We start from the raw sequence: 25810 nt of genomic DNA on the forward strand, positions 1-25810 counted from the left end.
CCACTGCCTGCCCTCCTGCTTGTGTGTATGGCTGAATCGGCGTCAGCGAAACGCCTTGATGAAGAAGTCGCGCGATCCAAAGTTGCCTGACTTCAGCGCGATGCTGACGTCTTCATTCGCCACGGGCGAATGACCGGCGCACCACGGCACGCCCGGGTCGATCTGCGTGCCGATGGTGATCTGCGCAAGCTCCAGCGCCTGGACCACGGCGCCCGAGGTTTCACCGCCCGCGACGATCAGTTGGCGCACGCCGCGCTCCACCAGGCCAACCGCGATGCGCGCAATGGCCGCCTCGATCATCTCGCCCGCGCGCGCCACGCCCAGCGCGCCTTGCGCGGCTTTCACCGCATCCGGTTGCGCGGTGGAATACACCAGCACCGGGCCGTCCTGCATGCGCGGGGCGGCCCATGCCAGCACCTGCTCCACCACGTCTTCGCCCGATGCCAGCTTCATTGGGTCCAACGCCATCGCGGGCCGCCCGCTTTCAATGAACGCGGCTACCTGCGCATTGGTGGCGGTAGAGCAGCTGCCCGCCACCACGGCTTGCAAGCCGGGCGCGCGCACGTCCACGGCCACGGTACTGGGCGCCAGGCCCCAGTTGCCGGGCAGGCCGATGGCCACGCCAGAGCCTGCCGTCACCAGCGGCATGTCGCGCAGCGCGGGCCCCAGGGTCAGCAGGTCGTCGTTGGACACGGCATCCACGATGGCGATCTCAACGCCCTCTTGCTGCAAGGCCTGGATGCGCGCGCGGATGGCATCCGCGCCCGCCGCCACCACGCTGTAATCGATCAGCCCGACCTTGCGCGAGGTTTGCGCCTGCAACACGCGCGCGAGGTTGGGGTCGGTCATCGGCGTCAGCGGATGATGCTGCATGCCCGATTCGTTCAGCAGCACGTCGCCCGCGAACAGATAGCCCTTGAAGACGGTGCGCTTGTTGTCGGGAAACGCGGGCGTGGCGATGGTGAACGGCGTGCCCAGCTGCGTCATCAGCGCGTCCGTGACCGGGCCGATGTTGCCCTGCGGCGTGCTGTCGAACGTAGAGCAGTACTTGAAATAGATCTGCTGGGCGCCCTGCTGCTGCAACCAGTGCAGCGCGGCCAGCGATTGCGCCACGGCCTCATCGGCCGGCAGCGTGCGGGTTTTCAACGCCACGACCACGGCGTCCGCATCGGCGCGTAAAGGCTCACCCGGCACGCCGATGGTCTGCACGGTGCGCATGCCGGCGCGCACCAGGTTGTTGGCCAGGTCGGTGGCGCCCGTGAAGTCGTCGGCGATGCAGCCAAGCTTGATCTTGATACTCATGTTGCCTCCGGCAAGGTGATGCCCGGAAAAATTTTGATGACGGCGCTGTCGTCCTCGCGGCCATGCCCGGCGGTGGACGCCTGCATGAACATCTGATGCGCGGTGGAAGCCAGCGGCAGCGGAAACTTGCTGTGCCGCGCGGTGTCCAGCACCAGGCCCAGGTCCTTCACGAAGATGTCCACGGCCGACAAAGGCGTGTAGTCGCCGGCCAGTACATGCGGCATGCGGTTCTCGAACATCCAGCTGTTGCCCGCGCTATGCGTGATGACCTCGTACAGCGCATCGGCGTCCACGCCTTCGCGCAGACCCAGCGCCATCGCTTCGGCCGCCGCCGCGATGTGCACGCCGGCCAGCAACTGGTTGATGATCTTGACCTTGCTGCCCGCGCCCGCGCGGTCGCCCAGCCGATAGACTTTGCCGGCCATGGATTCCAGCACCGCGCCGCAGGCGTCGTAGGCGGCGTTGGCGCCTGCCGTCATCATCGTCATCTGGCCGGCGGCGGCCTTGGCGGCGCCACCGGAAATCGGCGCGTCCAGGTACAGGACGCCCTGCTCGGCCAGGCGTGCTTCCAGCGCGATGGACCAGTTGGGGTCCACGGTGGAACACATCACGAAGACGGCGCCGGGCCGCAAGGCGGTGGCGATGCCACCGTCGCCATACAGCACCGATTCGGTTTGCGCGGCGTTGACCACCACGCTGATGATGATGTCGCAGGCGGCTGCCATGTCGGCCAACGTGGCGCAGGCCACGCCGCCATCAGCGGCAAAGGCTGCGGCCGCTTCGGAACGGATGTCGTACACGTGCACATCGTGGCCGGCGCGGCGCAGGCTTTGGGCGATGCCCGCGCCCATGGCGCCCAGGCCGATGACGCCGACGCGGCGGGGAGTGGATTGCGGAAGGCTCATGGCAGGTTCGTCCGGAATGTCGTAAGAATGGCGCCGCGTATCAACGCGGCAAGTCGTCGGCCACGTAGGCGCGGACGATGTCGGCAAAGCTGTTGTCGCCCTTCAAGCCCAGGCGGCTGGCGCGCGTGGTGTCCCAGCGGCCGGGCCAGCTGCCCACGATGCGTTCAACGCGTTCTTCCGGGCGCCACGTGATGCGGTCGGCGACGTCATCGCCCGCGACCTCGCGCAGCGCTTGTTCCATGTCGGCCACCGTGACGGACACGCCCGGCAGGTTGATGGGCGCGCGGTCGGCCACGGCGTCAGCCGAAAGCTCGCATCCGGCGATCAAGGCCTGGATGGCGGCACGCGGCGACAACAGCCACAGACGTGTGTCGGCGCCCACGGGGCAGACGGCGGTTTCGCCGTTAAGTGGCTCGCGGATGATGCCGCTGGCAAAGGACGATGCCGCGGCGTTGGGGCGGCCCGGGCGCACGCTGATGGTGGGCAGACGCAGCACGCGCCCGTCAACAAAACCACGCCGCGTGTAGTCGGCCAGCAGCAGTTCGGCAATGGCCTTTTGCGTGCCGTAGGACGACTGCGGGTTCAACGCGGTGTCGTCGCGCACGGTGTCGGGCAAGTCGCCGCCGTACACGGCTACCGAACTGGTGAAGATGACGCGCGGCTGGTGACCCAGCGCGCGGCACACTTCCAGCAAGGCGCGCGAGGCGTCCAGGTTGATGCGCATTCCCAAGTCGAAATCGGCCTCGGCCTGCCCGCTGACGATGGCCGCCAGATGGAAGACGGCGCGCGTGTCGGTGTCGATGGCCTGGCGCAGCACGGCCGGGTCGGCAATGTCGCCGACTTGCGAGTGCACGCGCGGGTCAGTGAACGCATCGGTCTTGACGACGTCCAGCAGGTCGATGCGGGTGATGGCTTGCGGGCCGTTGGCGTCCAGCGTCAGCGTGCCCTGCTCCAGCAGTTTGCGAGCCAGCCGCTGGCCCAGGAATCCGGCGCCGCCGGTGATCAGGATTTTCATGATGCGATCTCGGTGATGTGCAATTCGGTGGTAAGCAACGTGATGTTGATCAACGCAGCCTTGTACGACTCAGCGCCGGGCAAGATAGGGTTGCGCCCAGCCCAGGCCCGCGCGCGTGCCCGCTTTGGGCCGGTATTCGCAGCCGATCCAGCCCGTATAGCCCAGCGCGTCGATGCGATCGAACAGGTAGGGATAGTTCAGTTCGCCCACGTCGGGCTCGTGGCGGTCAGGCACGCCGGCAATCTGGATGTGGCCGATGCCGGCCATGTCGCGCTCCAGCTTCTTGGCGATGTCGCCTTCGACGATCTGGCAGTGATAGCAATCGAATTGCACTTTCAAGTTGTCGGCGCCGACTTCCTTGCAGATGGCTTGGGCGTCGTCTTGCCGGTTCAGGAAGAAGCCAGGGATGTCGCGCGTGTTGATGGGTTCGATCACCACCGTGATGCCGGCCGTTGCCGCAATGCGCGCGGCGTGGGCCAGGTTCTTCACGTACACCTCGCGATGCGCCGCGCGGTCCTGCTCCGGTCGAATCAGCCCGGCCATGACGTGCAGGCTGCGGTTGCCCAGTTGCGCCGCATATTCCAGCGCCTGGTCCAGACCGCGCAGGAATTCATCTTCGCGCCCCGGCAAGGATGCAATGCCGCGCTCGCCCGCAGCCCAGTCGCCCGGCGGCGCGTTGAACAAGGCCTGCGTCAAGCCGTAATCGCGCAACCGCGCCTGGATATCGGCGGCGGCGCAGTCGTAGGGAAACAGAAACTCCACCCCTTGAAAACCATCGCTTGCGGCGGCCGCAAAGCGATCCAGGAACGGATGCTCGGTGTACATCATGGTCAGGTTGGCGGCCAGGCGCGGCATGGCGAGTCCTTTGTTCAATAACGTTTATCTACGCGGCAATAACGCGTTAGCGGTTGACCAGCTTGGCGGGCGTGAACCACACCGCGATGGCGCCGATGACCAGCACGGCAGCCAGCACGTACATGCCGGACGCCGTGGAGTTCGTCAGGTCTTTCAGGTAGCCGATCATGTAGGGGCTGGCGAACCCGGCCAGGTTGCCCACGGAGTTGACGATGGCAATGCCCGCCGCCGCCGCGGTGCCCGACAGGAAGGCAGTGGGCAACGACCAGAACAACGGCGCGCAGGTCAGCACGCCCGCGGCGGCCAGCGACAGGCAGATCAGCGACACCACGGTGTTGTCGGCAAAGGATGCGGCGGCGGTAAAGCCGATGGCGCCCGCCAGCGCCGGCACGATCAAGTGCCAGCGGCGTTCGCGACGCTTGTCCGCCGAATGGCCCAGCAGGTTCATCACGATGATGGCGCAGATAAACGGAATGGCCGACAGCAGGCCGATGTTCAGTGCCCCGGTGACGCCGGTGGACTTGATCAGCGTGGGCATCCAGAACGTCAGGCCGTATTGCCCCGCGACGAAGGCGAAATAGATCAGGCACATCCACCACACGCGCTTGTCGCCGAACACCGCGCGCAACGAGTGCTTTTGCGTGCCGGTCTGCTTCTGATCCTGTTCGATCTCGCGCGTCAGCAGCTGCTTTTCGTCTGGCGTCAGCCACTTGGCGCTGGCGATGCCGTTGTCCAGGTACATGATGGTGACCACGCCGATCAGCAGCGCGGGAATGGCTTCAATCAGGAACATCCACTGCCAGCCCTGCAAGCCGTGCGTGCCGTGAAAGGCTTCCATGATCCAGCCCGACAGCGGGTTGCCGAAGATGCCGGCCACGGGGATGGCGGACATGAACAGCGCGATGATCTTGGCGCGGCGATGCGCCGGGTACCAGTAGGTCAGGTACAGGATCACGCCGGGATAGAAGCCCGCTTCGGCCAGGCCCAGCAGGAAGCGCAGGATGTAGAAGCCCGTGGGCGTTTCCACAAACATGAACATGCCGGACAGGATGCCCCACGTGATCATGATGCGCGCGATCCAGATGCGCGCGCCCAGGCGATGCATCAGCAGGTTGCTGGGCACTTCAAACAGGAAGTAGCCAATGAAGAACACGCCCGCGCCCAGCCCGAACACGGTTTCGCTAAAGCCCAGGTCTTGCGACATCTGCAACTTTGCAAAGCCGACGTTGACGCGGTCCAGGTAGGCAATGACATAGCACAGCATCAGAAACGGCACGAGCCGCCAGAACACCTTGGCGTAGGCGCGCGCGGTTTCGCGGGATTCAGGTTGGGATGCCGAAGCGGCAGCGGGGTTGGCGCCGGACGCCAGTTCCATCGGGGGCATGAAAAGTCTCCAGGAGAATGCGCCGCACCGGTCCGCGCCAAGGCGGCCAGGCGACTTTATTTGCGGTTGATGGGCTTAGATGCGCGCGCCGAACGCTGTGCGCAATTCTTCGATGGCGTCGGCAGACAAGGGCGTGGGACGCGGCTGGCTCATCAGCCACAGGCGCGCGGTTTCTTCCAGCTCTTCCAGCGCATACGAGGCATGCGCCACCGAGCGTTCCCACACCACCGGCCCCAGCCGTTCGAACAGCGCGCCGCGCACCTGGCCGGCCACGGCTTCGACCTCGGCCGCGGCTTGCGGGTCGCCGGGGCGGCGATACGCGATCAGCGGAATGCGGCCCACCTTCATCACTTGGTAGGGCGTGATAGGCGGCAGCACTTCGTCGGTTTTCCAAACCCCGGCCAGCGTCAGCGCGACCAGATGCGTGGAATGCGTGTGGATGATGCCGCGCGATTCGGGGCTGGCGCGATAGATGCCCTGGTGCAGCACCAGCGTCTTGGACGGCTTGGCGCCCGACACCCAGTTGCCGTCCAGGTCGACCTTGGCCAGTTCGGCGGGGTCCAACCGGCCCAGGCAGGCGTCGGTGGGCGTGATCAGCCAGCCGTCGTCCAGCCGCGCGCTGATGTTGCCGGCGGCGCCGACCGTGTAGCCGCGCTGGTAAAGGCTGGCCCCGACGACGCAGATTTCTTCGCGGATGCGGGCTTCGTCAGTCATGAAAAACCCCTGGAAAGCAGGGGCGAACAGGCGCTGGAACGCAATGGGAAGGTGATGGCCAGGACGGCATGATGACTTGTCTCATGAATATAAGTTATCGGGTCATCATACAAATTTAGGATCGCAAACCCTACCGGGTAAACCCTAGGCGAAAGAAAAAAGGCCCGGACGATGCCCGGGCCTTGTCGGCGTTTTGAGTGTTGCCGGGTAGCGCTTATTCCAGCACGCGCCCCTTGGTTTCCGGCAGCAGCAGCGCCGTCACGATCACCACCGCATAAGCGCCGGTGGCGAAGGCGCCAATGGCCCAACCCAGCCCGTGCGTCTGGCTGAGAAAACCAACCAGGCTGGGAAACAAGGCGCCGATGCCGCGCCCGAAGTTGTACGCAAACCCCTGTCCCGATGCGCGCACGCCGGACGGGAACAGTTCGGTCAGGTAGGCGCCGATACCGCTGAAAATGCCCGATGCGGCAAAGCCCAGCGGAAAGCCCAGGAACAGCATCTGGTGATCGGTCAACGGCAACTGCGTGTAGGCGTAGACGCTGATGGTGGACAGCACCGAGAAGATCAGCAGATTGGCGCGTCGGCCCAGCCGGTCGGCCAGATAGGCGCCGGCGATGTAGCCGCAGAACGACCCCAGGATGATGACCATGAGGTAGCCGCCCGTGTTCAGCACCGACAATTGCCGCTCGACTTTCAGGTAGGTGGGCAACCACGTCGTAATGGCGTAATAGCCGCCCTGCACGCCCGTGCACAGGATGGCGGTGATGACGGTGGTCTTGATCAGCGCCGGCGAAAAGATCGTCCAGAACGAGGCGCGCTCCTGGCCGGCTTGCACCTTGGCCTGCGCGCGCTGGAACACCTCGGGTTCGGGCACGTTCTTGCGGATGTACAGCACCAGCAGCGCAGGCAGGACGCCGATCCAGAACAGGCTGCGCCACGCCCATTCCGAGGGCAGCACCGAGAACGCGACCGTGTACAGGATTGCTGCCGCACCCCAGCCCACCGCCCAGCCGCTTTGCACCGTGCCCACGGCCTTGCCGCGATGTTCGGCGCGCACGATTTCGCCCATCAGCACCGAGCCCACGGCCCATTCACCGCCAAAGCCCAGGCCCTGCAACGCGCGCAGCACGAACAACTGCTCGAAGTTCTGCGCGAAGCCGATGGCCACCGTGCAGGCCGAAAACCACAGGATCGTGTATTGCAGCACGCGCACGCGGCCGTAGCGGTCGGCCAGGATGCCGGCCAGCCAGCCGCCGATGGCGGAGAACAGCAGCGTCACGGTGCCCAACATGCCCGCCTGGCCCTTGTCGATGCCCCACAAGGTCATCAAGGTGGCGATCACAAACGTGAACACCATGAAGTCCAGCGCGTCGATGGCCCACCCGCCGAATGCGGCGATGAAGGTGCGGCGTTCGGTCTTGTTCAGCTCTCTATACCATTGCATGGCTTGTCTCTCGTGTTGTTGTTCTGGCGATGCGCGGCTATCGCGTCGGGGCGAACCCGTACAGGCGTTCGGGGTTGCTGACCAGGATGCGATGGCGCACGTCGGCGTCCGGCGCCCACAGCGCCAGCTGGTTGCGCAGGCGTCCCGTATTGACCATGCGGGTCTGGTGCACGTGCGGCCAGTCGCTGCCCCACAGCATGCGGTCGGGCGCGGCCTGGATCAGCGCCTGCGCCCACGGCGTCACGTCGCTGAAATCGTCAAAGCGTTCGCTGATGCGATACGCACCCGACAGCTTCACCCACCAGCCGTGGTCGCGCACCAGGTGATCCAGCGCCTGGAAGCCGGGGCTGCCCAGGCCATCGGCCACCGGCATGTGCCCCATGTGGTCCACCACGCCGGGCACCGGCAGCTTGCGCATGCGCGGCAGCAGCTCGGGCAATTGGCGCGCGTCCATCAGGAACTGCATGTGCCAGCCCAGATCGGCAATGCGATGCGCCAGTGTTTCCATGGCGTCAAAGCCGATGCCGCCGCCAAACAGCACATTGATGCGCAGGCCGCGCACGCCGGCCGCGTGCATGGCTTCCAGTTCGTGGTCGGTGACATCGGGCGACACGACGCCAATGCCGCGCAACGTGTCGGGGTGGCGGGACAGCACCTCAAGCATGTAGCGGTTGTCGGTGCCGTAGACGCTGATCTGCACCAGCACGCCGCGCGACATGCCGGTTTTTTGCAGCATGGCCAGGTAGGCCGATTCCGGCGCGGGCGGCGGCGTGTAGGTGCGCTCGGGCACCAAGGGGTAGGCCGCGGTGTCCGGGGCGACGACGTGCGCGTGCGTGTCGCAGGCGCCGGGCGGGATGTCGAAGGTGGCGGCGTCCATGTCGGGCAGCGGGGCCAGGCACAACGGCGGTTCGCCCGCCGCGATCGGGGTGGTGTTCAAAGTTGTCTCCTCAAATGGCCTGTGGCCTATTGAACGGACCATCGGAAGGTCCATCCGGTGGCCTTACAGCGAATACCGATATTCGCAGTTCAGCGTCGCCGTCAGCGCCGCCGGGGTCTGCGCCCCCGTGGCCGAGCGCGGCCGGGGCGCCTTCAACTTGGCCTGGAACTTGCCCGCCATGTCACCGCTGTCGCTGGTCTTTTCCACCGCCATGGTGGACGGCAGCGCGTAAAGCGTCAGCGCCGTGCCTGGCGAAGGCACCAGCAACAGGAACACGGACTGCGGAAAGTCCGACACCACATAGCTGCCCTGGGTCGTCGTGTCGTTAAGGGCGAGGGTGGCGTCGAAGTAGCTCAGCGTGATGTCCAGGTCTTCGGAGGACGGCGACGGAATCGTGCCCTTTACCGCGACCTTGCCGCTATCGGATACGCAAGACAGTTCGGCCGGCGCCGAGCCGGCGTGGGCGGCGCCGGCCAGCAGCAGGCAGGAGAAGAACGAAATCGCGCGGGCGTGCATGGGGCTTCCTTGCGGACGGTGAACGGAAAAATTTGCCGTTCAGTGTATGCCCAATCCCCCGCGTTTCAACCCCCGACGGCGCGGCAGAACGCCTGCGCGTCGCCGTCGATGATCACGCCCGACGGCAGGTAGCCTTCGCGCTGCCGCGTCGCGCGCAGTTGCTGCGCCAAGGCCGCATCGCCGCCCACCGCGTAGACAAAGACGCGCACCGATTGCGCCGCCGCGTCACGCAGCAATTGCGGGTTGGCGGCCAGCGTCATCGCGTCCACATGCACACCGACAGGCGCGCCCACCGTTTTGGCAAGATTGGCCAGCCACTGGCGGTTAAGCGAGGGCGCGGTGGCGCGTTGCGATACGTACTTGCCCAGCGGGTTCGCGCTGACGGCGTCCGCGTGGCGCGGGTCGAACACGATCAGGCCCAGATAGCCATCGGGGTCCGTGCCGCGCACGCAGCGCAGTGCCTCGGGAAACGCCGACGTGATCATCCAGTTGCCGTGCGGCAGCGCGGTCTTCATGCCGGCGACCAGCTTGCCCACCGGCGCGCAATCGCGGTAGACGACCTTGAGTTCGGCGTTGAAGGTCTTGGCCGGCTGCGTGGCCGCCACTTGCAGCGCATCGTCCAGGAACGGCGGCGGCTGTCCGCCGCCCTGCCCGGCCAGCTTGGCGCCGCGCCAATCCGCGCTGCTCAGTTGCAGCACGGCGCGGCGCCCGACGCCGGTGACCGACCTGCCGGTCAGCACATCGTGGTGCAACACCCAGCGGCCATCCTTCAGGCGCTGCATGTCGATTTCAACGCCGTCCCACTGGCCCGCATACGCCGCGCGGATGGACGCCAGCGAATTCTCCGGCAACGTCGGCGCGCCGCGATGCGCGTGCACCTGCATGCCCAGGCACGCGGCGCTGGCGCCCGACCAGGGCATGGCGGCGGCAAGCAGCGCCGCCATCCAACGTTTAGCCTGCATCGCCGTGATATCCATACTTGATGCCGCCCAGCAAGCCGGTGCGCACCGCTTCGTTGAAGGGATAGGTGTACGCCTGGCCCACCACCACCACGTGCGCCACGTTGGCCAGCACGCGGCGGCGCAGCGCCTGCCCCAGCGATTCATCATCGCGGCCGACCTCGGCGCGCGACATCTGCTGGAACAGTTCGCTTTGGGTTACGCTGTTCTGCATGAACGAAAACGCCGTCCATACACACACCAGCGTCAGCACCAGGGCCAGGCCGGCGGCGCGCGTCGCCGTGCGCCCGGGCTGCTGGCCGGCGGGTGTGCGCAGCCACACAAGCAGCTTGGCGATCAGATAAAGCAGCTTGGCAAAGTGGCCCACCGCGCCCAGCAGCGAACACAGCAACGCGACCGGCGGCACGATCGCCGCGCGCGCGGCGTCCTCGCCCAGCTTTTGATGCTGGCCGCCGCGCTGGAAGTCAGACGCGCTGGCGGAAAAGCGTGGCATCGCCTCGTCGACGGCGCGGTCCAGCATGCCGTCGTACAAGCGTTTGAAGCTGGCGGGATCGGTGTAGTTGGCGGCCACGTTCATGCTGGCCGGCACCATCAGCGTTTGGCGCAGCAGCTTTTGCACGCCGGGTCGCGCCACGAAATCCTCGTAGGACAGGCCGGGCGGAATGGCGTCGCCTTCCACATGCACGGTGCGGCTGCGCATGGTCTTCCAATACTGCTGGGCGACCGCCTCGTTGAACGTGGCGCGGTCGTGCGGCTGCCAATCGGCAGGCACCGGGATGCGCTTGCGCACATCTTGCGTGACGCGGCCCTGGTAGCGGGCGGGCACGCGTTCCGGCGTCCAGCCGCGCCGCGACAGGCTATTGCGGTAATCGGACCACGCGCGGTCCTGCTCGCGCGCCAGCCCGATGTCGGACGCAACCGGCACGCCGGCATATTTCTTCCAGCGGTCCGCCACCGACTGCATCACGCTGGTGTAGACCTGGTGATAGCCGCGGATGCCCGGCGCCGTCATGCGCACGTCGCGGCCGTCGAACGAAAACGTCTTCATCTGGCGTTGCAGGTCGCTGCGGATGACCTGGCGTTTCTTGGGCTCGACCTTTTCGTCCAGGTTGTCGATGTTGGACAGCAGCACCTGGAACACGGCCAGGAACGCCTTGCCCTCGGGCCGCGCATAGACGCCATCGTCCACCAGGCCATCCAGATGCAGGTCGCCCTGCACCAACGACCGCTGGAGCAGACCGGCGTTGGTGGCGACGCGGCGAAAGTCGGCATCGCGCGTGTCCACCAGCACGTTCACCAGCATCTTGATGGCGCCGAACACCACCAGCGCGGTCACCGCGCAGGCCACGACGATCTTCAGGAACGACGGCTGGCCACCCGTTCGCAGGCGGCGCGTCCACAGCAGTTGCAGCACCACCAGCGCGGCGGCGATGCCCGACAGCGTGCGGCCGAAGAACTCCAGCTCTTCGATGTCATGCGGCGTGGCGCGGCTGCCTACCACGTCCAGCAGGCGGGCGTTGAAACCCAGTTCAAAGCTCAGGTAGACAACGGTCAGGGCGATCAGGATAAGGATTTGGCGAATCTGGGCTTGCCGCACGTCAATCTCTCAGGTCGATTCGGGTCGAGGTGATTTCCTCGTCGGGCAGGTCCAGCTTGGCGGGCACGCGCGACGCCCCGCCACGCGGTGGTGCGCTGGCGTCGGCGGGCGTGTCGCTGCCGGGCATGCGCTGCACGGGCGGCGGCACCATGCGGCCGTTGCCGGGCGCGGCAACCGCCGTGGTCGGGGCCGAATCCGGCGGGGCGGCTGGCGCGGACTTGCCCGGCCTGGGCGCCTTGGGTACCCTGCCAGGCTTGGGCTTGGCGGGCGCGGCGGGCGGCGGATAGACGCCGTACTGGCGCAGCGATTCCTGGTAGCCCGCCGGGTACAGCGATTCGTCGGCAAAGGGTTTGGCGCGCGGGTTCATGCCGGCAACAGACTTCACGTCGCCACGGCGCATGCGGCCGTCCTGCGTATAAACGAAGCGTTCGATGCCGGACCCCTTCGGGAAGTCCAGCGTCAGGGCGGCGCGGTCGTCTTGCACCAGCACGGCGGGCCGGTCGCGGCAGTTGCCCAGGTCCCAGGACAGCACGTCCGATCCCTGGATGGCCAGCACGGTATAGCGATAGTCGCAGTTGCGCCGTTGGGTCTCGATGACCACGACGGTGCGCGGGCCGACGTTCTCGGTGCGCGCGATGCGAGCCGAGTCCACGTTTTTCAGGGGCACCACGCGCTGGTTGCCGGACAGCTTGACCGAGAAGTTCTTGCCTTCGCGCCGCAGCGTGCCCTCGCCGCCGTCCTGCAATGGGAACTGGCCGATCTCGGTGCCGAACAACGCCGCCGTGTCCACACCGTAGACCAGCTTGCCGCGCGAGTTGGTCTGGACCGCGCACGCGCTCAACCCTCCCAGCAACAACAGCATGGTTATCAGGCGCAGGGGCAACGAACGGAATAAGAACGGGTGCATCGAAATCATCAAGGTGTCGGGAAACCGGCCCCGCAATGTATCTCAAAGTTACAAGGCAGGGCCAGGCTTGTTTCAATTCCGGCGCGTAGTCAGGCTCGGCGCGGCTTAGCTGGCGGCGCTTTGCTTCTGTTCCAGCGCGTCCTTGACCAGTTCACCCGCCGCATGACGGATGACACTGACGCAGCGCGCCACGATGCCGCGCAGCAGCGCTTCGGCCGGCAGCGAGTCCGGCCCCGCCACAAAGCCTTCCACCGAGGCAGAGATGCGCCCGGCCTTGTCGGCGCGGTCCTGCCCCAGGCTGAGCTTGACCGCCTTGCAGCGATGCGTGACCGCGTTCATGACTTCCAGCAGTTGCTCGCGGGTCAGGCCCAGTTCATTGGCGTCGACAAAGCTGGGATACACCAGGCGCAGGAATTCCGGATCGGCGTCGCTCACGCTGAAGAACATCGTGCCCAGGTCGGGATAGCGGAACATCACGTCGCCGTCTTCATCGATGCGGGCGACCAGGCCCAGTTCATCTTGGACCACGGTTTGATACAGGGTGGCCAGGGCGGTGGGGTTGGACATGATGGGGTTCTCCGTGTGGAAGGTTGGCAGCGGGAAAATCCGTGCCCTTGCCTCTTGCTACGCACGGCATCGAAAAAGGTTCGAAAAAAGATCGAAAAAAGATCGAAGAAAGATCGAAACAAAATTCCATCAAAAATAAATCGAACCTTTTTGCCCCCCGCGCATAGCCATTGGTACAGGCATCCATTTGCCGCAACCGAAAAGGAATGACCATGCAAGGTAAAGAGCTGCGCGACGTATTGACCCAGGCCAAGACCCACGGCGGGCGCTGGGCCGCCACCGCCGCCGCCCGAGTCAACCGTGGCGATGCCGTGGGCGCGCTGCTGTTCCTGTTGGCCACCACCGTGTTCTCGGTGCTGACCGTGCGCATGATGGGATCGAACGCCAGCCTCAGCTTCTATGACCTGCTGCGCTTGCAGAATGGCGGCGGCATGCAAGGGTCGATGGGCGGCCAGGCACCCGGCGCGGGCATCTATGCGCTGTTGTGGCTGTTGGCCGTGGTGGGCCCCCTGCTGCCGTCGCTGATGCCGCAACGCGCGGCGCGCCTGGGGTATTTCATGCCGCTGGCGCTGTGGCTGATCGCGCTGATGGGCGTGGTGTCGCAGGTGCGTGAATTGATGGCGGCCACGCGCCAGTTCGCCGGTTTCATGGGCGGCTCGCGCGCCAGCCGTGGCATGGCGGGCGATATGGCGTCCGGCCTGTGGAACAACATGAGCTTTGGATTTGGCTTCTACCTGTCGCTGGCCATCGTGATCGGCTTCACCCTCCGTGGCGTTGCCATCCTGCGCCGCCGCGCTTGATTTTCCGCCCTTGCACGGCTAAGGTGCCGCTGCCCTCGGCTTGCAGGGCGGCGGCGTTCCCTGCCGATGGGCTGACGTTTACTGCGTCCAGTTCGACAACAAGAAACTGAACCATGAACACGCTCGACCCCAAGCGCTACGTCATCAACAACGTCGACGCGCTGCTGCGCATCATGCATGCCGACCCGCGCTACGCGCTGGATTTCCGCAACAAGGCCGAGCAGCACATCACGCTGAAGCTGCGCAAGAAATTCTTCAACGCGTCGCCGGAGGGCGTGGTCGACGCCTTCAACAACGCGCTGATGAAATTCCTGCAAACGCGCACGTTCAAGGATGAAGGCTTTCTGCATGGCCAGCCGGCCGGCGGCTGGGCGGCGCACGAGCTGGCCGTCAGCAAGCTGGGCGGCTACCTGTACCGGGGGTCCTTGCACGAGCTGATCCAGATGCATCGGCGCACGCGACATGAAGTGCCATGGACCGGGCCGGACGCCGACGCCCAGCACGAGGACAACGTGTTTGACGACGCCGAAGACGTGGGCGACCCATCGCCCTTCTCGGACCCCGCCAAAGCGTACGAGCACCTGTCCGTCGTGCAGCGCATGCGCGACTGCCTGAACCAACTGAGCGACACCTTGCGCGCCACGATGTTCCTGTATCTGGACGAAGTGCCGATGGAACAGATCGCCAAGCAGCAAGACCTGCACGTGCCCACCGTCAAGAGCCGGCTGCATGCCGCGCGCAAGCTGGTGACCGACTGCACGCGCAAAGGAATGGACTGATCATGTCTGAAGACCGTGTACTGTCCTACCTGTCCGGGGAACTGGACGCCGACGAGCGCCGCGCGTTTGAAGCCGAGCTGGCGCGCAACCCCGAATTGCAGGCCGAGGTAGACGAATGGCGCCTGCTGGCGCAAGCACGCCAGATGGCGCATAACGACATCGGCCAGGCCGAGCGCGACACGCAATTTCTGCACGCGCTGGCCGAACACGTTCGCCCCGCGCCCGCACCGCTTTCGCCACGCTCGCGCCTGTGGCAATGGCTGTGGCCCACGCCCGCCAGCCCGTTGATGCCGCTGGGCTGGGCGTTGGCCATCGCCTTGTCGGTGGTCGTGCTGCTGCAAGCCCCGCGCGAGGGTTTCCAGTCCGACGGCGCGCCGGTGCAGGACGGCACACTGACGCGCGGCGGCGGCGCTTGCCCGCGCTTGGTGGTGGACCTGCCCGACGCCGTCAGCGCCAAGCAATTGCGCAACACCCTGGCGCAGTACGCGGTATCCATCGTGGCCGGACCCGACGAAGACGGCCGCTTTGTGTTGAGCGCCGCGCGCGAATCCTCGCTGCACGATGCCGCCACGGCGCTGGGCGCGGCAGGCGTTGCGGCGGCACTGCCTGGAGCCTGCCCCACGCCATGAAGTCATGCCGATCCGCCATGTCCGCCATGTCCGCCATGCCCATCACGTCCGCCCCCAGCCTTAGCCGGACCCGCCGCCGCCTGGTCACCGCCCTGCTAGGCGCCGGCCTGCTAGGCGCCGCCCCGCCAAGCCTGTCCGCGCCGGGCGCCGCCACCGCCGCGCCCACGCCCACTCCCGTTTTGGCCACCCGCCGCTATGCGCTGGTCATCGGCAACGCCCGCTACGCCGTGCCCACCAATGCACTGGCGAACCCGGTCAATGACGCGCGTCTGGTTGCCGACACGCTGCGCCGCCGCAACGTCGACGTCACCTTGCTGACCGACCTGACCACCGCGCAGATGGAAGCGGCCGTCGACGAATTCGCCACGCGAGCAAACGGCGCCGACCTGGCGCTGGTGTACTTCGCCGGCCACGCGGTGGCGGTGGATGACGTGAACTACCTGTTCGGCGTAGAGCTGCCCGTGGCCTTGGCCGACGTGCGCATCCGCACGGCGCAGCAGGGCTCGTTAAGCCTGAAGCGCGTGTCGCAGGCGCTGCGCCGCGCGCAGGTGCGTGCGCGTCTGCTGGTGCTGGACGCCTGCCGTACCAACCTGACGCGTGGCGCACCGTCGGTTGGGCTGGTTCGCGCTGTGCCGGCGGGCGGCGAGCTGATCGCGTTTTCGACGCAGCCCGGCGCCACGGCGGAAGACGGCTTTGGCAATGACGGCCCGCGCCACAGCCCCTATGCGTTTTATTTCGCGCAAGGGTTGGCCGAGCTGCCCGCGTCCGCGCCGGTGGAAACCTTCTTCAAGCAATTGACGGGCGATGTGCAGGTGGCCACCGCTTACCGCCAGGTTCCGCACTACGCCAGCAGCCTGGTCGGCACGGTGACCTTCACCAGTCTGGCCGACGGCCAGACGCCCGCCACGCCCCCGACCCAAGCCGGCCAGCCCGGCCAGGCGGGGCGCGGCCCGTCGCCCACGCTGGGCCGCGATTTGATCAAGGCGCGCATCAGCGCGTGGGAATACGAAGTCGAACGTGGCGCGCAATACCTGGACGAACCCCGCCTGGCCTCGCTGCAAGCGCGGGCGCAAGCGGGCGACGTGGTGGCCATGACGACCTTGGGCCTGATCCTGGAGAACGGCGAACACGTGCAGCAAGACTACAAGGCTGCCGCCCGCTGGTATCAGCGCGCCGCCGACCAGGGCTTTGCGCCCGCGCAAACCTATCTGGGCGAACTGGCCGGGATGGGGCGCGGCGTACCCAAGAACTACAACGTGGCCGAACGGCTGTTTCGCGACGCCGCCGAAGCCGGCCATCGCCGCGCCGCGCTGGATCTGCTGGACCTGCGCGTACGCATGGGCGAACCGCTGGACCCGCGCGAGTGGGCCGCCGTGCTGCAAGACGTGACGCGCAATCCCATGGGGATGGCGTTGCCCGGCATGCCGCCCATCCAGGGGCTGCCGGACACGCCCTGGATGCGCGCGCTGGGCGTGCGCCCGGCCGGCCAGCCCTGACGTTAACGGGGCGCGCGACTTCGGCTAGGATATTGGCGTTGTCCAACAGAAGGAGTCCGCGATGCCCCTAATGAGACACCTGGTCCTGGCGGTGGCCGCCGCCGTGGCGATGCCGCTGGCCGCGCACGCCGAGAGCGTCACCTTGCAAGCCCAGCGCGCCACCGCGTCATCCGACCCGCACACCGGCGCACGCGTGGTGGATATTGAACTCAAACCCGACAGCCGCAAGGCCCTGGCCGACTTCACCCGTGACCGCGTCGGCAAGCGCATCCAGATCCGGTCAAACGGCATCCTGCTGTCGTCGGCCACGCTGATGAGCCCGCTGGAAGGCGACAGCTTTCGCATCACCGCGGGCGAACATGGCTTTGGCGGCAAGTCGGCCGAGGACATCGCGCAGGGCATCATGAAAGACGGCGGCTTGTCGGTGGACGACGAGAACGTCGCCAAGTAGCCGCCGACGCGCGCTCATCCCGCGATTTCAAACAGGCCGGCCGCGCCCATGCCGCCGCCCACGCACATGGTGACGACGGCATAACGCACCCCGCGCCGCCGGCCTTCAATCAACGCGTGCCCGGCCATGCGCGCCCCCGACATGCCATAGGGATGCCCGATGGCGATGGCGCCGCCGTTGACGTTCAGGCGGTCATCGGGGATGCCCAGCTGGTCGCGGCAGTACAGCACCTGACACGCGAACGCTTCGTTCAGCTCCCACAAACCGATGTCATCAACGGTCAGCCCATGCCGCGCCAGCAGGCGGGGCACGGCATGCACCGGCCCGACGCCCATTTCCTCGGGGCCACAACCGGCCACCGCCATGCCGCGATAAATGCCCAGCGGCGTCAGGCCGCGCCGTTGCGCCACGCCCGCTTCCATCACCACGCAGGCCGAGGCGCCGTCCGACAATTGCGATGAATTGCCCGCGGTGATGTGCAGGCCCGTATCCAGCCGCTGACCGTTTTTGAACACCGGCTGCAAGGCCGCAAGGCTTGCCAGCGTGCTGTCGGGCCGGTTGCCCTCGTCGCGCGCAAGCGTGACCGGCTGCGCGGTGGTCTGGCCCGTGGCCCGGTCGGTGACCTGCATGACGGCGGAAAGCGGCACGATCTCGTCATCGAAGCGCCCGGCCGCCTGCGCGGCGGCGGTGCGCTGTTGCGAACGCAACGCGTACGCGTCCTGCGCGGCGCGGGGGATGCCGTAGCGGCTGGCCAGGATCTCGGCGGTTTCCAGCATGCTCATGAATATTTCCGGCTGCTCGCGCATCAGCGCGTCGTCCAGCCAGCGGTTGCGATTCATGCTGGCGTTCTGCACCAACGAGATCGACTCCAGTCCGCCCGCCACCACGATGTCCATGCCTTCCTGCGTGACCTGTCGCGCGGCCGTCGCAATGGCCATCAGCCCGGACGCGCACTGGCGGTCCAGCGTCATCGCGGCTACATGTACCGGCAACCCGGCGCGCAATGCCGCCTGCCGCGCCACGTTCATGTGCGTGGTGCCCTGCTGCAACGCCGCGCCCAGGATCACGTCTTCGACCTCGCCAGGCGCCACGCCCGCGCGCGCCACGGCGTGCGATATCGCATGGCCGCCCAGGGTCGGGGCGGTGGTGTCGTTGAATGCCCCGCGATACGCCCGTCCGATGGGCGTGCGGGCGGTGGAGACGATGACGGCTTCTCTCATGATGGGTTCCTGATATGGCGTAGGCGGGTGACGGCGCGGTGTTGCGGACCGGGGGTGCTGTGGGCAGGGAGTGTTGCGGACTGTAGGCGCTGCGGACTGTGGCTACTGCGGGATCAGGCGCCCCAGACGGTGTGGCTTTGTTCTCGTGCGAATTGGGCAACGTAGTACGGACCCAGCCCGCCCTTGCCCGTCATGCCCGAGCCCTTCCAGCCGCAAAACGTCTGGATGCCCGGCCACGCGCCCGTTGTCGCGCCGCTGGCGCGGTTGACGTACAGCGCGCCGGCCTGGGCGCGGTTCAGGAACGTGTCGATCTCGGCTTGCTCGCGTGCATAGCAGCCGGCGGCCAGCCCGTAGTCCACCGCGTTGCCATCGTCGATGGCGGCGTGCAAATCGTCGAACGGCAATACCGACACCAAGGGCAGGAATAATTCCTGGCGGTTCAAGCGGTGATCGGCCGGCAAGCCGGCGACGACGGTAGGCCGCACATAGTGCCCGTACGCCAATTCGCCTGCATTCAAGCGGCGGCCGCCGGCCAGGACTCGACCGCAGGCGTCGGCGTCTTCGCACGCGGTGCGGTAGCGCCGCCACGCAGCTTCGTCGATCAGCGGCCCCATGAAGACGGCGCGGTCGCGCGGGTCGCCCACCACGATGTCGTCGGCCGCCGCGCACAGGCGTTCCAGGAATCGGTCGTACACGGCCGAATGCGCGTAGACCTTGGACCCGGCCGAACACTTCTGCCCTTGCAGGCCGAACGCGGATCGCAGCACGCCTTGCACCGCCACGTCGATATCGGCGCTGGCGGTAACGTAGGTGGGATTCTTGCCGCCCATCTCGGCAATGACGGGCCGCGCGTAGGCCCCGGCGGCCACGGTTTGCAGCAGGTCCATGCCGACATCAAGGCTGCCGGTGAATGCGTAGCCATCGATGGCAGTGTGCTGCGCCAGCAGCGCGCCCGTCTTCGCGCCGCCATGCACGCCGTTGACGCAGCCGGGCGGCAGGCCCGCGGCATCGCAGGCGCCCAGCAGCAAAGCCCCGGTCAGCGCCGCGCGTGGCGACGGCTTGTAGACCACGGCGTTGCCGGCCAGCAGCGCGGCGCACACCATGTTGACCGACAGGGCCAGCGGAAAATTGAACGGCGCGATGACCGCGAACACGCCATACGGGCGCAACACGTCCTGCGTGCTTTCGTTGTCGAACGCGCGCGCCAGGGGTTGCCGGTAACCGTCGCTGCGTTCAGCCTGATCGCAGTAGTAGCGGATCAGGTCCACCGCTTCCTCGGCTTCGCCCAACGCTTCCAGGCGCGACTTGCCGATTTCAATCATCGTGGCCATGGCGAAGTCGAGCTTGCGTTCGGACAGCACCATTGCCAGCCGCCGCAACACCGCGATGCGGGCGGTCCAACCTTGCGCATCCCAGGCTAGCTGCGCGCGCTTGGCGCACGCGATGGCGCGGTCAACCGTGTCGGCATCGGCGCACGGAAAGCGGCCGACCATTAACCAATGATCGATCGGCGAATACGCCTCCTGCAACGCTTCGCCCGCCACGAATTCGCCGTTCAGACGGTGACGATGGTCGCGGCCCAGCATGCGCGTTTCAAAGTCGGGAAGGCGCTGGTCCAGCAGGTCGTGTAGCGAAGAAAAATCCGCGTGGATATTCGAGTACGTGACGCGAGGCAGGGTGTGGGCGTTCACAGGGGCTCCCGGGGCGGCGTTCTGGTCAGCGTGGCCACGCAAGGCAGCGCATCACGCAGACTTGAGAAGCAAGGGCTCCAGCGCGCGGCGCAACGCCGATGGCAACGGAACCGGTTGGCTGGTGGCGCGGTCCACATAGGCGTGGGTGTAGCTGCCCTGCGCGGCGGCGGTCTCGTCGTCGCCACGGAACAGCGCGAATTCATAGGTGACGCTGCTGCGGCCCAGGCGGCCCACGCGCAGACCCAGCACGACGGAATCCGGAAACGACACCGGGCGGAAGTAGGACGTCTGGCTGTGCACCACCAACCCGATCACCGCGCTTTGGCGCAGGTCCAGCACGCCAAGTTCGATCAACGTCTGGTTGACGGCGGTGTCGAAATATTCGTTGTAGACCACGTTATTCATGTGGCCGTAGACATCGGTGTCGCGCAGCCGTGTAGTCATCGGCATCAAGCGCGAGTAGTCGCCGCGCGCGTGGGGCGTGGCGCGTTGCGGGGCGGGGCCGGAGGCACCGTCGGACGCGGCGGCGGTGGGGGCAGTCGCGTTACCGCGGCCGTTCGCGTCTGCGCTCATGCCGCCTCCTGCGCGCGCTTCAGGATGCGGGCAACGTGCGCCAGGCCTTCGGGCGGTTCGATCAGCGTGCCCAGGCTGGCGATTTCGTCAAAGTGCGCGGCGATGCTTTCCGGCGTGCGTTCGTGTTCGGGAAAATACATGCCCGCGCTTTCCACGATGGCCAGGCGCGCGTAGGTGCCGGCGCCCGCCAGCAACGCCGTGCGGCTGGGCGCCGCCTGCGCCACCAGGAACAGCGCCGCCGGGGTGACGAACGCGGGGTCCAGCGCGCGCAGCGTGTCGGCATCGAACATCTCGGCCGTCATGCGGGTGGCGGCGGTGGGCACCAGCGCATTCACATGGATGCCGTGCTTCTGGCCTTCCAGGTGCAGCACGTTCATCAGGCCCACCACGCCGGCCTTCGCCGCGCCGTAGTTCGATTGGCCGAAATTTCCGTACATCCCCGACGTGGACGTCGTCATCAGGATGCGGCCATAGCGCTGTTCGCGCATGATCGGCCAGACGGCGCGCGCGCAGTTGGCCGAGCCCAGCAAGTGCACGTCGATAACGGCGTTGAAATCGTCGGCGCTCATCTTGGCGAAGGTCTTGTCGCGCAAGATGCCGGCGTTGTTGATCAGGATGTCCACGCGGCCCCACGCCTGCATCGCGCGCGCCACCATGGCGTCGACGGCAGCGCTGTCGCACACGTTGCCGCCGTCGGCAATCGCCTGGCCGCCGGCGCCGATGATCTCGTCGACAACGGCTTGCGCGGCGCTGGTTGGCGCCGCGCCGGCCTGCACCGCGCTGGTCTGCACCGCGCTGGTTTGCACCGCGCTGGTTTGCACCACGCCGGTCTGCACCACGCCGGTCTGCACCGCGCCACCATAGTCGTTCACCACTACTCGGCAGCCGCGTGCGGCCAGTTGCAGCGCGTGGCTGCGGCCCAGCCCCTGGCCGGCGCCCGTCACGATGGCAACGCGATCATCAAAGCGTATGGTCATGGCATTCATCCTTCAAGCACGGTCATGGTGATCCAGTCCGCCACCAGCGCGGGCCGCGCGGCGCCCTCGATCTCCACGGTGACGGCATAGCGGGTGGTGAATTCACGGTCGTTACGCGGCGTGAATTCGCTGAGTACGAAGCGGCCGCGTATCCGCGCACCGACGCGCACGGGGGTCAGGAAGCGGACTTTGTCGAAGCCGTAGTTGATGCCGACGGCGCCTTCGAATACCGGCAGCACCTGCAAGCTGAATGCGGTCAGCATGGACAAGGACAGGAAGCCATGCGCGATGGGGCCACCAAACGGGCCTTCGCGCGCGGCGCGTTCCGGCTCTACGTGGATGAACTGGTGGTCGCCGGTGGCATCGGCAAACAGGTCGACCCGTTCTTGCGTGACGGTCAACCAGTCCGACACCCCGATTTCCTGCGACACCCGCGCCGCCAGGGCCTGCGGGTCGATAAGGGATTCTTGAACAAGGTCTTGGGTCATGGACGGCCGTTGTTGAAAGGGGAAGACGATGACGGGGGCAAACAGGGCGAGCGGAATTTACATGCCGGAGTCAAAAACATACCGAGTAGTATAAACTTCGGTTTTTGGATTTGTATAGGCCGTGCGAACGAGGCGGCGCCCCTGCACCCAGCGCTGCGGCACCCCGCCCCAGACCCGGGCGATTGGCTAAACTGGGCGCTTTGCCGCGACGCATGGATGGAGAAACGCGCATGAATGGGGAACCTACGGTGACGGCTGCACGCGATGACGGCATGGGCAACATTGAACTGCTGACCGCGGCGGCCGAGTGCTTCATGGAGCAAGGGTTCCACGCGTCCAGCATTGACGATGTTGCGCGCCGGCTGGGCGCCACCAAGGGCCGCGTCTACCACTACTACCGCTCCAAGACGGACCTGTTCTTTGACGTGCACCGCGAAGGCATGCGGCGTAATTTCGAGGCGGTGCGCCCGGTCATGAAAGAACCCGGCACGGCGGCCCACCGGCTGGCGCTGATGCTCAAGCATCACGCGCTGTCGATGATGGAAAACCTGGCGTTCGAGACCGTTGTGGTGCAGGGCGTGCACATGCACCGGCTGGGCGCGACCACACCCGCGCAGCGGCAGACGCTGGCCGAACTGATGACCATCCGCGACGATTTCGAAGCCTTGTTCAAGCGCGTGGCCTACGAGGGCGTGGAGGATGGATCACTGGCCATCGACGACGTATCGGTGGCCATCAAGGCGGCGCTGGGCGCCATCAACTGGCTGGCCGTCTGGTATCGCCCACGCCTGGGCGAAACGCGCGACGACCGCGAGATCCTGGCCAACAAAGTCGTGCACACCATCATCGCGGGCCTGGGCACGCGCGCCTGAGCGCAGGGCGGCACGGGATGGCGTGCGGGGTATCGCGCGCCATGTATCGCGATACATGTATCTCGCTCCATGTATCTCGCTCCATGTATCGCGCGCCACGCGTCGCGCGCCATTCATGCCGTCCCGCGTAGCCCGCGGCCCGATCAAGCCAACCGTTCGCGGCGCAGCTTGATGCCCGCCGCTTCGCGGTCCCACGTGCCGTCGGCCAGGCCTTCGCTGCGCAGCACATGCTTTTGCAGCTTGCCGCTGGCGGTCTTGGGCAGGTCGTCCACCACGCGCACATAGCGCGGCACCATGTAGTGCGGCACGCGTTCGGCCAGCCATGCGATCAGCGCCGCCTCGTCCACCCTCGCCCCGTCCACGGCGGTGACCACCGCCAGCACCTCGTCTTCGCTGTGTACGCTGGGCACGGCCACGGCCACCGCTTCGCGCACATCCGGGTGGGCGCAGATTTCCCCTTCCAGTTCGAACGACGAGATGTTTTCCCCGCGCCGACGAATCACGTCCTTCAAGCGGTCGACAAAGAAAAACGTGCCGTCGGCGTCGCGGCGGAACGCGTCGCCCGTGTGGAACCAGCCGTTGCGCATGGACGCGGCGGTGGCCTCGGGGTTGCGGTAATAGCCCGAGAACAAGGCCCAGGGCCGATGCGAACGAATCAGCAGTTCGCCCACCGTGCCGTCCGGCACCGCGCGGTCTTGCGCATCGCCCACGCGTAGTTCGAACCAGGGCCGGGGCTTGCCGCAGCGCCCGGCCTCGGTCAACCCCGGACCGGCGCTCAAGGGGCTGGCGATTTCGGTCATGTTGTACACGGTGTAAAGGTCCACCCCGAAACGCGCCTGAAACGCGGGCGCGTCCTCGCCGAATGGCACGATGAAGACGCCGCGCAGGCGGTGTTCGCGGTCACGCGGAGACGGCGCCTGCTTGAGCAGGAAGTTCGCCATGACGCCCAGCAGTAGCACCACGGTGCTTTCGGTGTCGCGGACGGCGTCCCAGAATTGGTCGGTACGAAATTCCGGCACCATCGCAATCGACCCGCCGTAGGCGAGCATGGCGTACACGTACAGCGTGCTGCCGCAGTGAAAGATCGGGCCGGCGATCATGCAGCGGTCGTCCGGCGTGATCCAGTCGAATGCGTCCGGCCCCATGGTGTAGATCTGCACGTAGGACGTGACCACGCCCTTGGACAAGCCGGTGGTGCCGGACGTGTACATGATGGACTGCATATCCCAGGGTTCGATCGGCGCGTCCAGCGCCAGCAGCGCCGGCGGGGGTGCGTCGGCCGCGTCCGACAAGGGCGCAATGGACACCCCGGCGGGAGGCTGCAACGGGGCATCGCGCGGGCCTTCTCCGGTCAGCAGCACACGCGTCAGCGCCCCCGGCGCCACCTCATGCAAGCGGCCCGCCAGCGCGCGATGCGCCACCATCAACGACGCCTGCGCGTTGTCCAACACGTGCGCCAGCGGCCGCCCCCGCAAGCCCGTGTTCAGCGGCACATACACCGCACCCAGGTAATTGATGGCGAACCAGCTGGTCAACAGTTCAGGCCCATTGCCCATCCAGCACAGCACGCGGTCGCCCTGCTTGACGCCTTCCCGACGCAAGGTGGCCGCCCGTTGCTGAACCCGCGTCAGCGTCTGGGCGTACGTCCACGTGGGGCCGCCGTGGAAACGGACGAAGATTCTATCCGGTATCTTTTCCGCTTGCGCCTCTAGCAAATAGCGCAGCACGCAAGCCTGGCGGTCAGGAATCGCCGCCCGAACGTCGTCGTTCATCAATGTCTCCTTCCTTGTTATTTGCCTTATTTTTCATGACTTTCTTCCGGCCATCCAGCACCGCCGGATACGGACTTACCCGCAGGTGGCCCCCGAGGCGTTCCTGAAGTCTTGCGGGTTTCAACATACTTGGTAGTATATCGAGCAGATTTTCCCAAACAAGCACGGAAGAACCCCATGAGCATGGTTTCAATCGAGCGGGATGGCGGCGTGGCGATCGTGCGCTATGACCGAGGCGGCAAGGCCAATGCCCTGAACCTGGCCGCCATGGACGCGCTGATCGAGGCGGCGACCGAGTTGGCCCGCGACGACCACATCCGCGCCGTGGTGCTGACCGGCACATCGGCCCTCTTTAGCGCCGGCATTGATTTGAAAGACCCCGCGCTATGGGGCCATGACGACCCGCTGATCACACAACGCGCCCTGGCGCGTGGCGAAATGCTGTGCCGCGCCTGGACCGAACTGCCGCAAGTTACCGTCGCCGCGATCGAAGGCGCGGCGGTGGGCGGCGGCGCCGTGCTGGCGCTGGCCTGCGATTGGCGCGTGCTGGCGGACAACGCGTTGCTGCGCTTTCCCGAAGTGCGATTGGGCCTGCCGCTAGCCTGGGGCGGCCTGCCCCGCCTGGCCGCGCTGGTCGGGCCCGCACGCGCCAAGCGGGCGCTGTTTACCGACCTGACCTTGCACGCCGACACCGCGCAAGCCTGGGGTTTGGCGGACGCCCTGGCCCCGCAGGGCGATGCACTGGCCGCCGCACTAAGCTTGGCGCGCGAGGCCGCCGCCTGCCCGCCCCTGGCGCTGCGCCTGTCCAAGCGCGCCATCGACGCGCAGTTCGACGCCAGCCACCTGGCGCATGCGCAAACCGATCAATTCCTGTTGTGCCATCTGCTGTCCCCCGCCACCGCCGTATCGACCCCGCCGCAAAGATCCGCCTGAAAGAGCGGACGCCCACCTGGAGGAAAG

General features: G+C 66.6%; 26 protein-coding genes. 7 read left to right on the top strand and 19 right to left on the bottom strand.

Annotated elements, in window-relative coordinates; all coding sequences use genetic code 11:
* Window positions 1-42 precede the first annotated feature (42 nt).
* From otnK to KYT87_RS27240, 13 genes are all read right to left on the bottom strand, one after another.
* Complete coding sequence (gene otnK / locus KYT87_RS27180; RefSeq protein ID WP_219991316.1) at window positions 43-1302, bottom strand: 3-oxo-tetronate kinase; 1260 nt, start codon at window positions 1300-1302, stop codon at window positions 43-45.
* A complete protein-coding gene (gene ltnD / locus KYT87_RS27185) occupies window positions 1299-2207 on the bottom strand; it encodes an L-threonate dehydrogenase (RefSeq protein WP_046803208.1) in 909 nt (302 codons plus the stop codon). The genes otnK and ltnD overlap by 4 nt, the downstream gene beginning before the upstream one ends.
* A 40-nt stretch (window positions 2208-2247) precedes the next feature.
* A complete protein-coding gene (denD, locus tag KYT87_RS27190) occupies window positions 2248-3222 on the bottom strand; it encodes a D-erythronate dehydrogenase (RefSeq protein ID WP_219991317.1) in 975 nt (324 codons plus the stop codon).
* 69 nt (window positions 3223-3291) lie between these two features.
* On the bottom strand, window positions 3292-4077 hold the full coding sequence (gene otnI, locus KYT87_RS27195) for a 2-oxo-tetronate isomerase (protein ID WP_219991318.1): 786 nt from the start codon (window positions 4075-4077) through the stop codon (window positions 3292-3294).
* A 46-nt stretch (window positions 4078-4123) separates the two neighbouring features.
* Window positions 4124-5461: an MFS transporter gene (locus KYT87_RS27200; protein WP_046803205.1), complete on the bottom strand. Its 1338-nt coding sequence runs from the start codon at window positions 5459-5461 to the stop codon at window positions 4124-4126.
* 75 nt (window positions 5462-5536) lie between these two features.
* Complete coding sequence (locus KYT87_RS27205; RefSeq protein WP_219991319.1) at window positions 5537-6175, bottom strand: aldolase; 639 nt, start codon at window positions 6173-6175, stop codon at window positions 5537-5539.
* A 214-nt stretch (window positions 6176-6389) separates the two neighbouring features.
* Window positions 6390-7619 carry an MFS transporter gene (locus tag KYT87_RS27210; protein ID WP_046803203.1) on the bottom strand — a complete coding sequence of 410 codons (1230 nt, stop codon included), beginning with the start codon at window positions 7617-7619 and terminating at the stop codon, window positions 6390-6392.
* Between the two features lie 37 nt (window positions 7620-7656).
* The gene (locus KYT87_RS27215; protein ID WP_219992791.1) at window positions 7657-8496 is read right to left on the bottom strand and encodes an amidohydrolase; all 840 of its coding nucleotides are present in this window, start codon (window positions 8494-8496) and stop codon (window positions 7657-7659) included.
* 123 nt (window positions 8497-8619) lie between these two features.
* Entirely contained in the window at window positions 8620-9072 is a 453-nt protein-coding gene (locus tag KYT87_RS27220) for a hypothetical protein (RefSeq protein WP_219991320.1), read from the bottom strand.
* Between the two features lie 65 nt (window positions 9073-9137).
* Window positions 9138-10034, bottom strand: coding sequence for a glycerophosphodiester phosphodiesterase (locus tag KYT87_RS27225; RefSeq protein ID WP_223264759.1), 897 nt, complete (start codon window positions 10032-10034; stop codon window positions 9138-9140).
* Window positions 10024-11628, bottom strand: coding sequence for a hypothetical protein (locus tag KYT87_RS27230; protein ID WP_046803200.1), 1605 nt, complete (start codon window positions 11626-11628; stop codon window positions 10024-10026). The genes KYT87_RS27225 and KYT87_RS27230 overlap by 11 nt, the downstream gene beginning before the upstream one ends.
* A gap of 1 nt (window position 11629) precedes the next feature.
* A complete protein-coding gene (locus KYT87_RS27235) occupies window positions 11630-12535 on the bottom strand; it encodes a hypothetical protein (RefSeq protein WP_219991321.1) in 906 nt (301 codons plus the stop codon).
* 105 nt (window positions 12536-12640) lie between these two features.
* Window positions 12641-13102: a hypothetical protein gene (locus KYT87_RS27240; protein ID WP_046803199.1), complete on the bottom strand. Its 462-nt coding sequence runs from the start codon at window positions 13100-13102 to the stop codon at window positions 12641-12643.
* A gap of 212 nt (window positions 13103-13314) precedes the next feature.
* Between KYT87_RS27240 and KYT87_RS27245 the strand changes: the two genes are divergently transcribed.
* From KYT87_RS27245 to KYT87_RS27265, 5 genes are all read left to right on the top strand, one after another.
* A complete protein-coding gene (locus KYT87_RS27245; protein WP_046803198.1) occupies window positions 13315-13902 on the top strand; it encodes a hypothetical protein in 588 nt (195 codons plus the stop codon).
* A gap of 113 nt (window positions 13903-14015) precedes the next feature.
* Window positions 14016-14681 carry an RNA polymerase sigma factor gene (locus KYT87_RS27250; protein ID WP_046803197.1) on the top strand — a complete coding sequence of 222 codons (666 nt, stop codon included), beginning with the start codon at window positions 14016-14018 and terminating at the stop codon, window positions 14679-14681.
* Window positions 14682-14683: 2 nt separating this feature from the next.
* The gene (locus KYT87_RS27255; RefSeq protein ID WP_219991322.1) at window positions 14684-15310 is read left to right on the top strand and encodes a hypothetical protein; all 627 of its coding nucleotides are present in this window, start codon (window positions 14684-14686) and stop codon (window positions 15308-15310) included.
* A 17-nt stretch (window positions 15311-15327) separates the two neighbouring features.
* Entirely contained in the window at window positions 15328-16806 is a 1479-nt protein-coding gene (locus KYT87_RS27260) for a caspase family protein (RefSeq protein WP_255593623.1), read from the top strand.
* A gap of 61 nt (window positions 16807-16867) precedes the next feature.
* Window positions 16868-17257: a hypothetical protein gene (locus KYT87_RS27265; RefSeq protein WP_046803195.1), complete on the top strand. Its 390-nt coding sequence runs from the start codon at window positions 16868-16870 to the stop codon at window positions 17255-17257.
* Window positions 17258-17271: 14 nt separating this feature from the next.
* On the opposite strand, the gene KYT87_RS27270 is transcribed toward KYT87_RS27265, so the two are convergent.
* The 5 genes from KYT87_RS27270 to KYT87_RS27290 form a co-directional block, all read right to left on the bottom strand.
* Window positions 17272-18477 carry an acetyl-CoA C-acyltransferase gene (locus KYT87_RS27270; protein ID WP_219991323.1) on the bottom strand — a complete coding sequence of 402 codons (1206 nt, stop codon included), beginning with the start codon at window positions 18475-18477 and terminating at the stop codon, window positions 17272-17274.
* 113 nt (window positions 18478-18590) lie between these two features.
* On the bottom strand, window positions 18591-20168 hold the full coding sequence (locus KYT87_RS27275; RefSeq protein WP_219991324.1) for an aldehyde dehydrogenase family protein: 1578 nt from the start codon (window positions 20166-20168) through the stop codon (window positions 18591-18593).
* Window positions 20169-20219: 51 nt separating this feature from the next.
* On the bottom strand, window positions 20220-20618 hold the full coding sequence (locus KYT87_RS27280) for a thioesterase family protein (protein ID WP_120157657.1): 399 nt from the start codon (window positions 20616-20618) through the stop codon (window positions 20220-20222).
* Between the two features lie 119 nt (window positions 20619-20737).
* Window positions 20738-21718 carry an SDR family NAD(P)-dependent oxidoreductase gene (locus tag KYT87_RS27285; RefSeq protein ID WP_219991325.1) on the bottom strand — a complete coding sequence of 327 codons (981 nt, stop codon included), beginning with the start codon at window positions 21716-21718 and terminating at the stop codon, window positions 20738-20740.
* Window positions 21719-21723: 5 nt separating this feature from the next.
* Entirely contained in the window at window positions 21724-22206 is a 483-nt protein-coding gene (locus KYT87_RS27290; RefSeq protein WP_219991326.1) for a MaoC family dehydratase, read from the bottom strand.
* 230 nt (window positions 22207-22436) lie between these two features.
* On the opposite strand from KYT87_RS27290, the gene KYT87_RS27295 reads away from it, so the two are divergent.
* Window positions 22437-23078: a TetR/AcrR family transcriptional regulator gene (locus KYT87_RS27295; protein ID WP_046803192.1), complete on the top strand. Its 642-nt coding sequence runs from the start codon at window positions 22437-22439 to the stop codon at window positions 23076-23078.
* A gap of 143 nt (window positions 23079-23221) precedes the next feature.
* On the opposite strand, the gene KYT87_RS27300 is transcribed toward KYT87_RS27295, so the two are convergent.
* Entirely contained in the window at window positions 23222-24850 is a 1629-nt protein-coding gene (locus tag KYT87_RS27300; protein ID WP_219991327.1) for an AMP-binding protein, read from the bottom strand.
* A gap of 177 nt (window positions 24851-25027) precedes the next feature.
* On the opposite strand from KYT87_RS27300, the gene KYT87_RS27305 reads away from it, so the two are divergent.
* Window positions 25028-25783: an enoyl-CoA hydratase/isomerase family protein gene (locus tag KYT87_RS27305; protein ID WP_104142709.1), complete on the top strand. Its 756-nt coding sequence runs from the start codon at window positions 25028-25030 to the stop codon at window positions 25781-25783.
* Window positions 25784-25810: the final 27 nt, after the last annotated feature.

It is taken from the genome of Achromobacter sp. ES-001 (assembly GCF_019448355.1).
Lineage (GTDB): Bacteria > Pseudomonadota > Gammaproteobacteria > Burkholderiales > Burkholderiaceae_B > Achromobacter > Achromobacter spanius_B.

Coding starts and splice junctions, on each gene's coding strand:
- KYT87_RS27290 (WP_219991326.1), bottom strand. CDS start 22,206: ATGACCCAAGACCTTGTTCAAGAATCCCTTATCGACCCGCAGGCCCTG.
- KYT87_RS27245 (WP_046803198.1), top strand. CDS start 13,315: ATGCAAGGTAAAGAGCTGCGCGACGTATTGACCCAGGCCAAGACCCAC.
- KYT87_RS27250 (WP_046803197.1), top strand. CDS start 14,016: ATGAACACGCTCGACCCCAAGCGCTACGTCATCAACAACGTCGACGCG.
- denD (WP_219991317.1), bottom strand. CDS start 3,222: ATGAAAATCCTGATCACCGGCGGCGCCGGATTCCTGGGCCAGCGGCTG.
- otnK (WP_219991316.1), bottom strand. CDS start 1,302: ATGAGTATCAAGATCAAGCTTGGCTGCATCGCCGACGACTTCACGGGC.
- KYT87_RS27295 (WP_046803192.1), top strand. CDS start 22,437: ATGAATGGGGAACCTACGGTGACGGCTGCACGCGATGACGGCATGGGC.
- KYT87_RS27260 (WP_255593623.1), top strand. CDS start 15,328: ATGTCCGCCATGTCCGCCATGCCCATCACGTCCGCCCCCAGCCTTAGC.
- KYT87_RS27225 (WP_223264759.1), bottom strand. CDS start 10,034: ATGCAGGCTAAACGTTGGATGGCGGCGCTGCTTGCCGCCGCCATGCCC.
- KYT87_RS27205 (WP_219991319.1), bottom strand. CDS start 6,175: ATGACTGACGAAGCCCGCATCCGCGAAGAAATCTGCGTCGTCGGGGCC.
- KYT87_RS27265 (WP_046803195.1), top strand. CDS start 16,868: ATGCCCCTAATGAGACACCTGGTCCTGGCGGTGGCCGCCGCCGTGGCG.
- otnI (WP_219991318.1), bottom strand. CDS start 4,077: ATGCCGCGCCTGGCCGCCAACCTGACCATGATGTACACCGAGCATCCG.
- KYT87_RS27220 (WP_219991320.1), bottom strand. CDS start 9,072: ATGCACGCCCGCGCGATTTCGTTCTTCTCCTGCCTGCTGCTGGCCGGC.
- KYT87_RS27300 (WP_219991327.1), bottom strand. CDS start 24,850: ATGAACGACGACGTTCGGGCGGCGATTCCTGACCGCCAGGCTTGCGTG.
- KYT87_RS27280 (WP_120157657.1), bottom strand. CDS start 20,618: ATGCCGATGACTACACGGCTGCGCGACACCGATGTCTACGGCCACATG.
- KYT87_RS27210 (WP_046803203.1), bottom strand. CDS start 7,619: ATGCAATGGTATAGAGAGCTGAACAAGACCGAACGCCGCACCTTCATC.
- KYT87_RS27240 (WP_046803199.1), bottom strand. CDS start 13,102: ATGTCCAACCCCACCGCCCTGGCCACCCTGTATCAAACCGTGGTCCAA.
- KYT87_RS27305 (WP_104142709.1), top strand. CDS start 25,028: ATGAGCATGGTTTCAATCGAGCGGGATGGCGGCGTGGCGATCGTGCGC.
- KYT87_RS27285 (WP_219991325.1), bottom strand. CDS start 21,718: ATGACCATACGCTTTGATGATCGCGTTGCCATCGTGACGGGCGCCGGC.
- KYT87_RS27255 (WP_219991322.1), top strand. CDS start 14,684: ATGTCTGAAGACCGTGTACTGTCCTACCTGTCCGGGGAACTGGACGCC.
- KYT87_RS27200 (WP_046803205.1), bottom strand. CDS start 5,461: ATGCCCCCGATGGAACTGGCGTCCGGCGCCAACCCCGCTGCCGCTTCG.
- KYT87_RS27215 (WP_219992791.1), bottom strand. CDS start 8,496: ATGGACGCCGCCACCTTCGACATCCCGCCCGGCGCCTGCGACACGCAC.
- KYT87_RS27235 (WP_219991321.1), bottom strand. CDS start 12,535: ATGCACCCGTTCTTATTCCGTTCGTTGCCCCTGCGCCTGATAACCATG.
- ltnD (WP_046803208.1), bottom strand. CDS start 2,207: ATGAGCCTTCCGCAATCCACTCCCCGCCGCGTCGGCGTCATCGGCCTG.
- KYT87_RS27270 (WP_219991323.1), bottom strand. CDS start 18,477: ATGAGAGAAGCCGTCATCGTCTCCACCGCCCGCACGCCCATCGGACGG.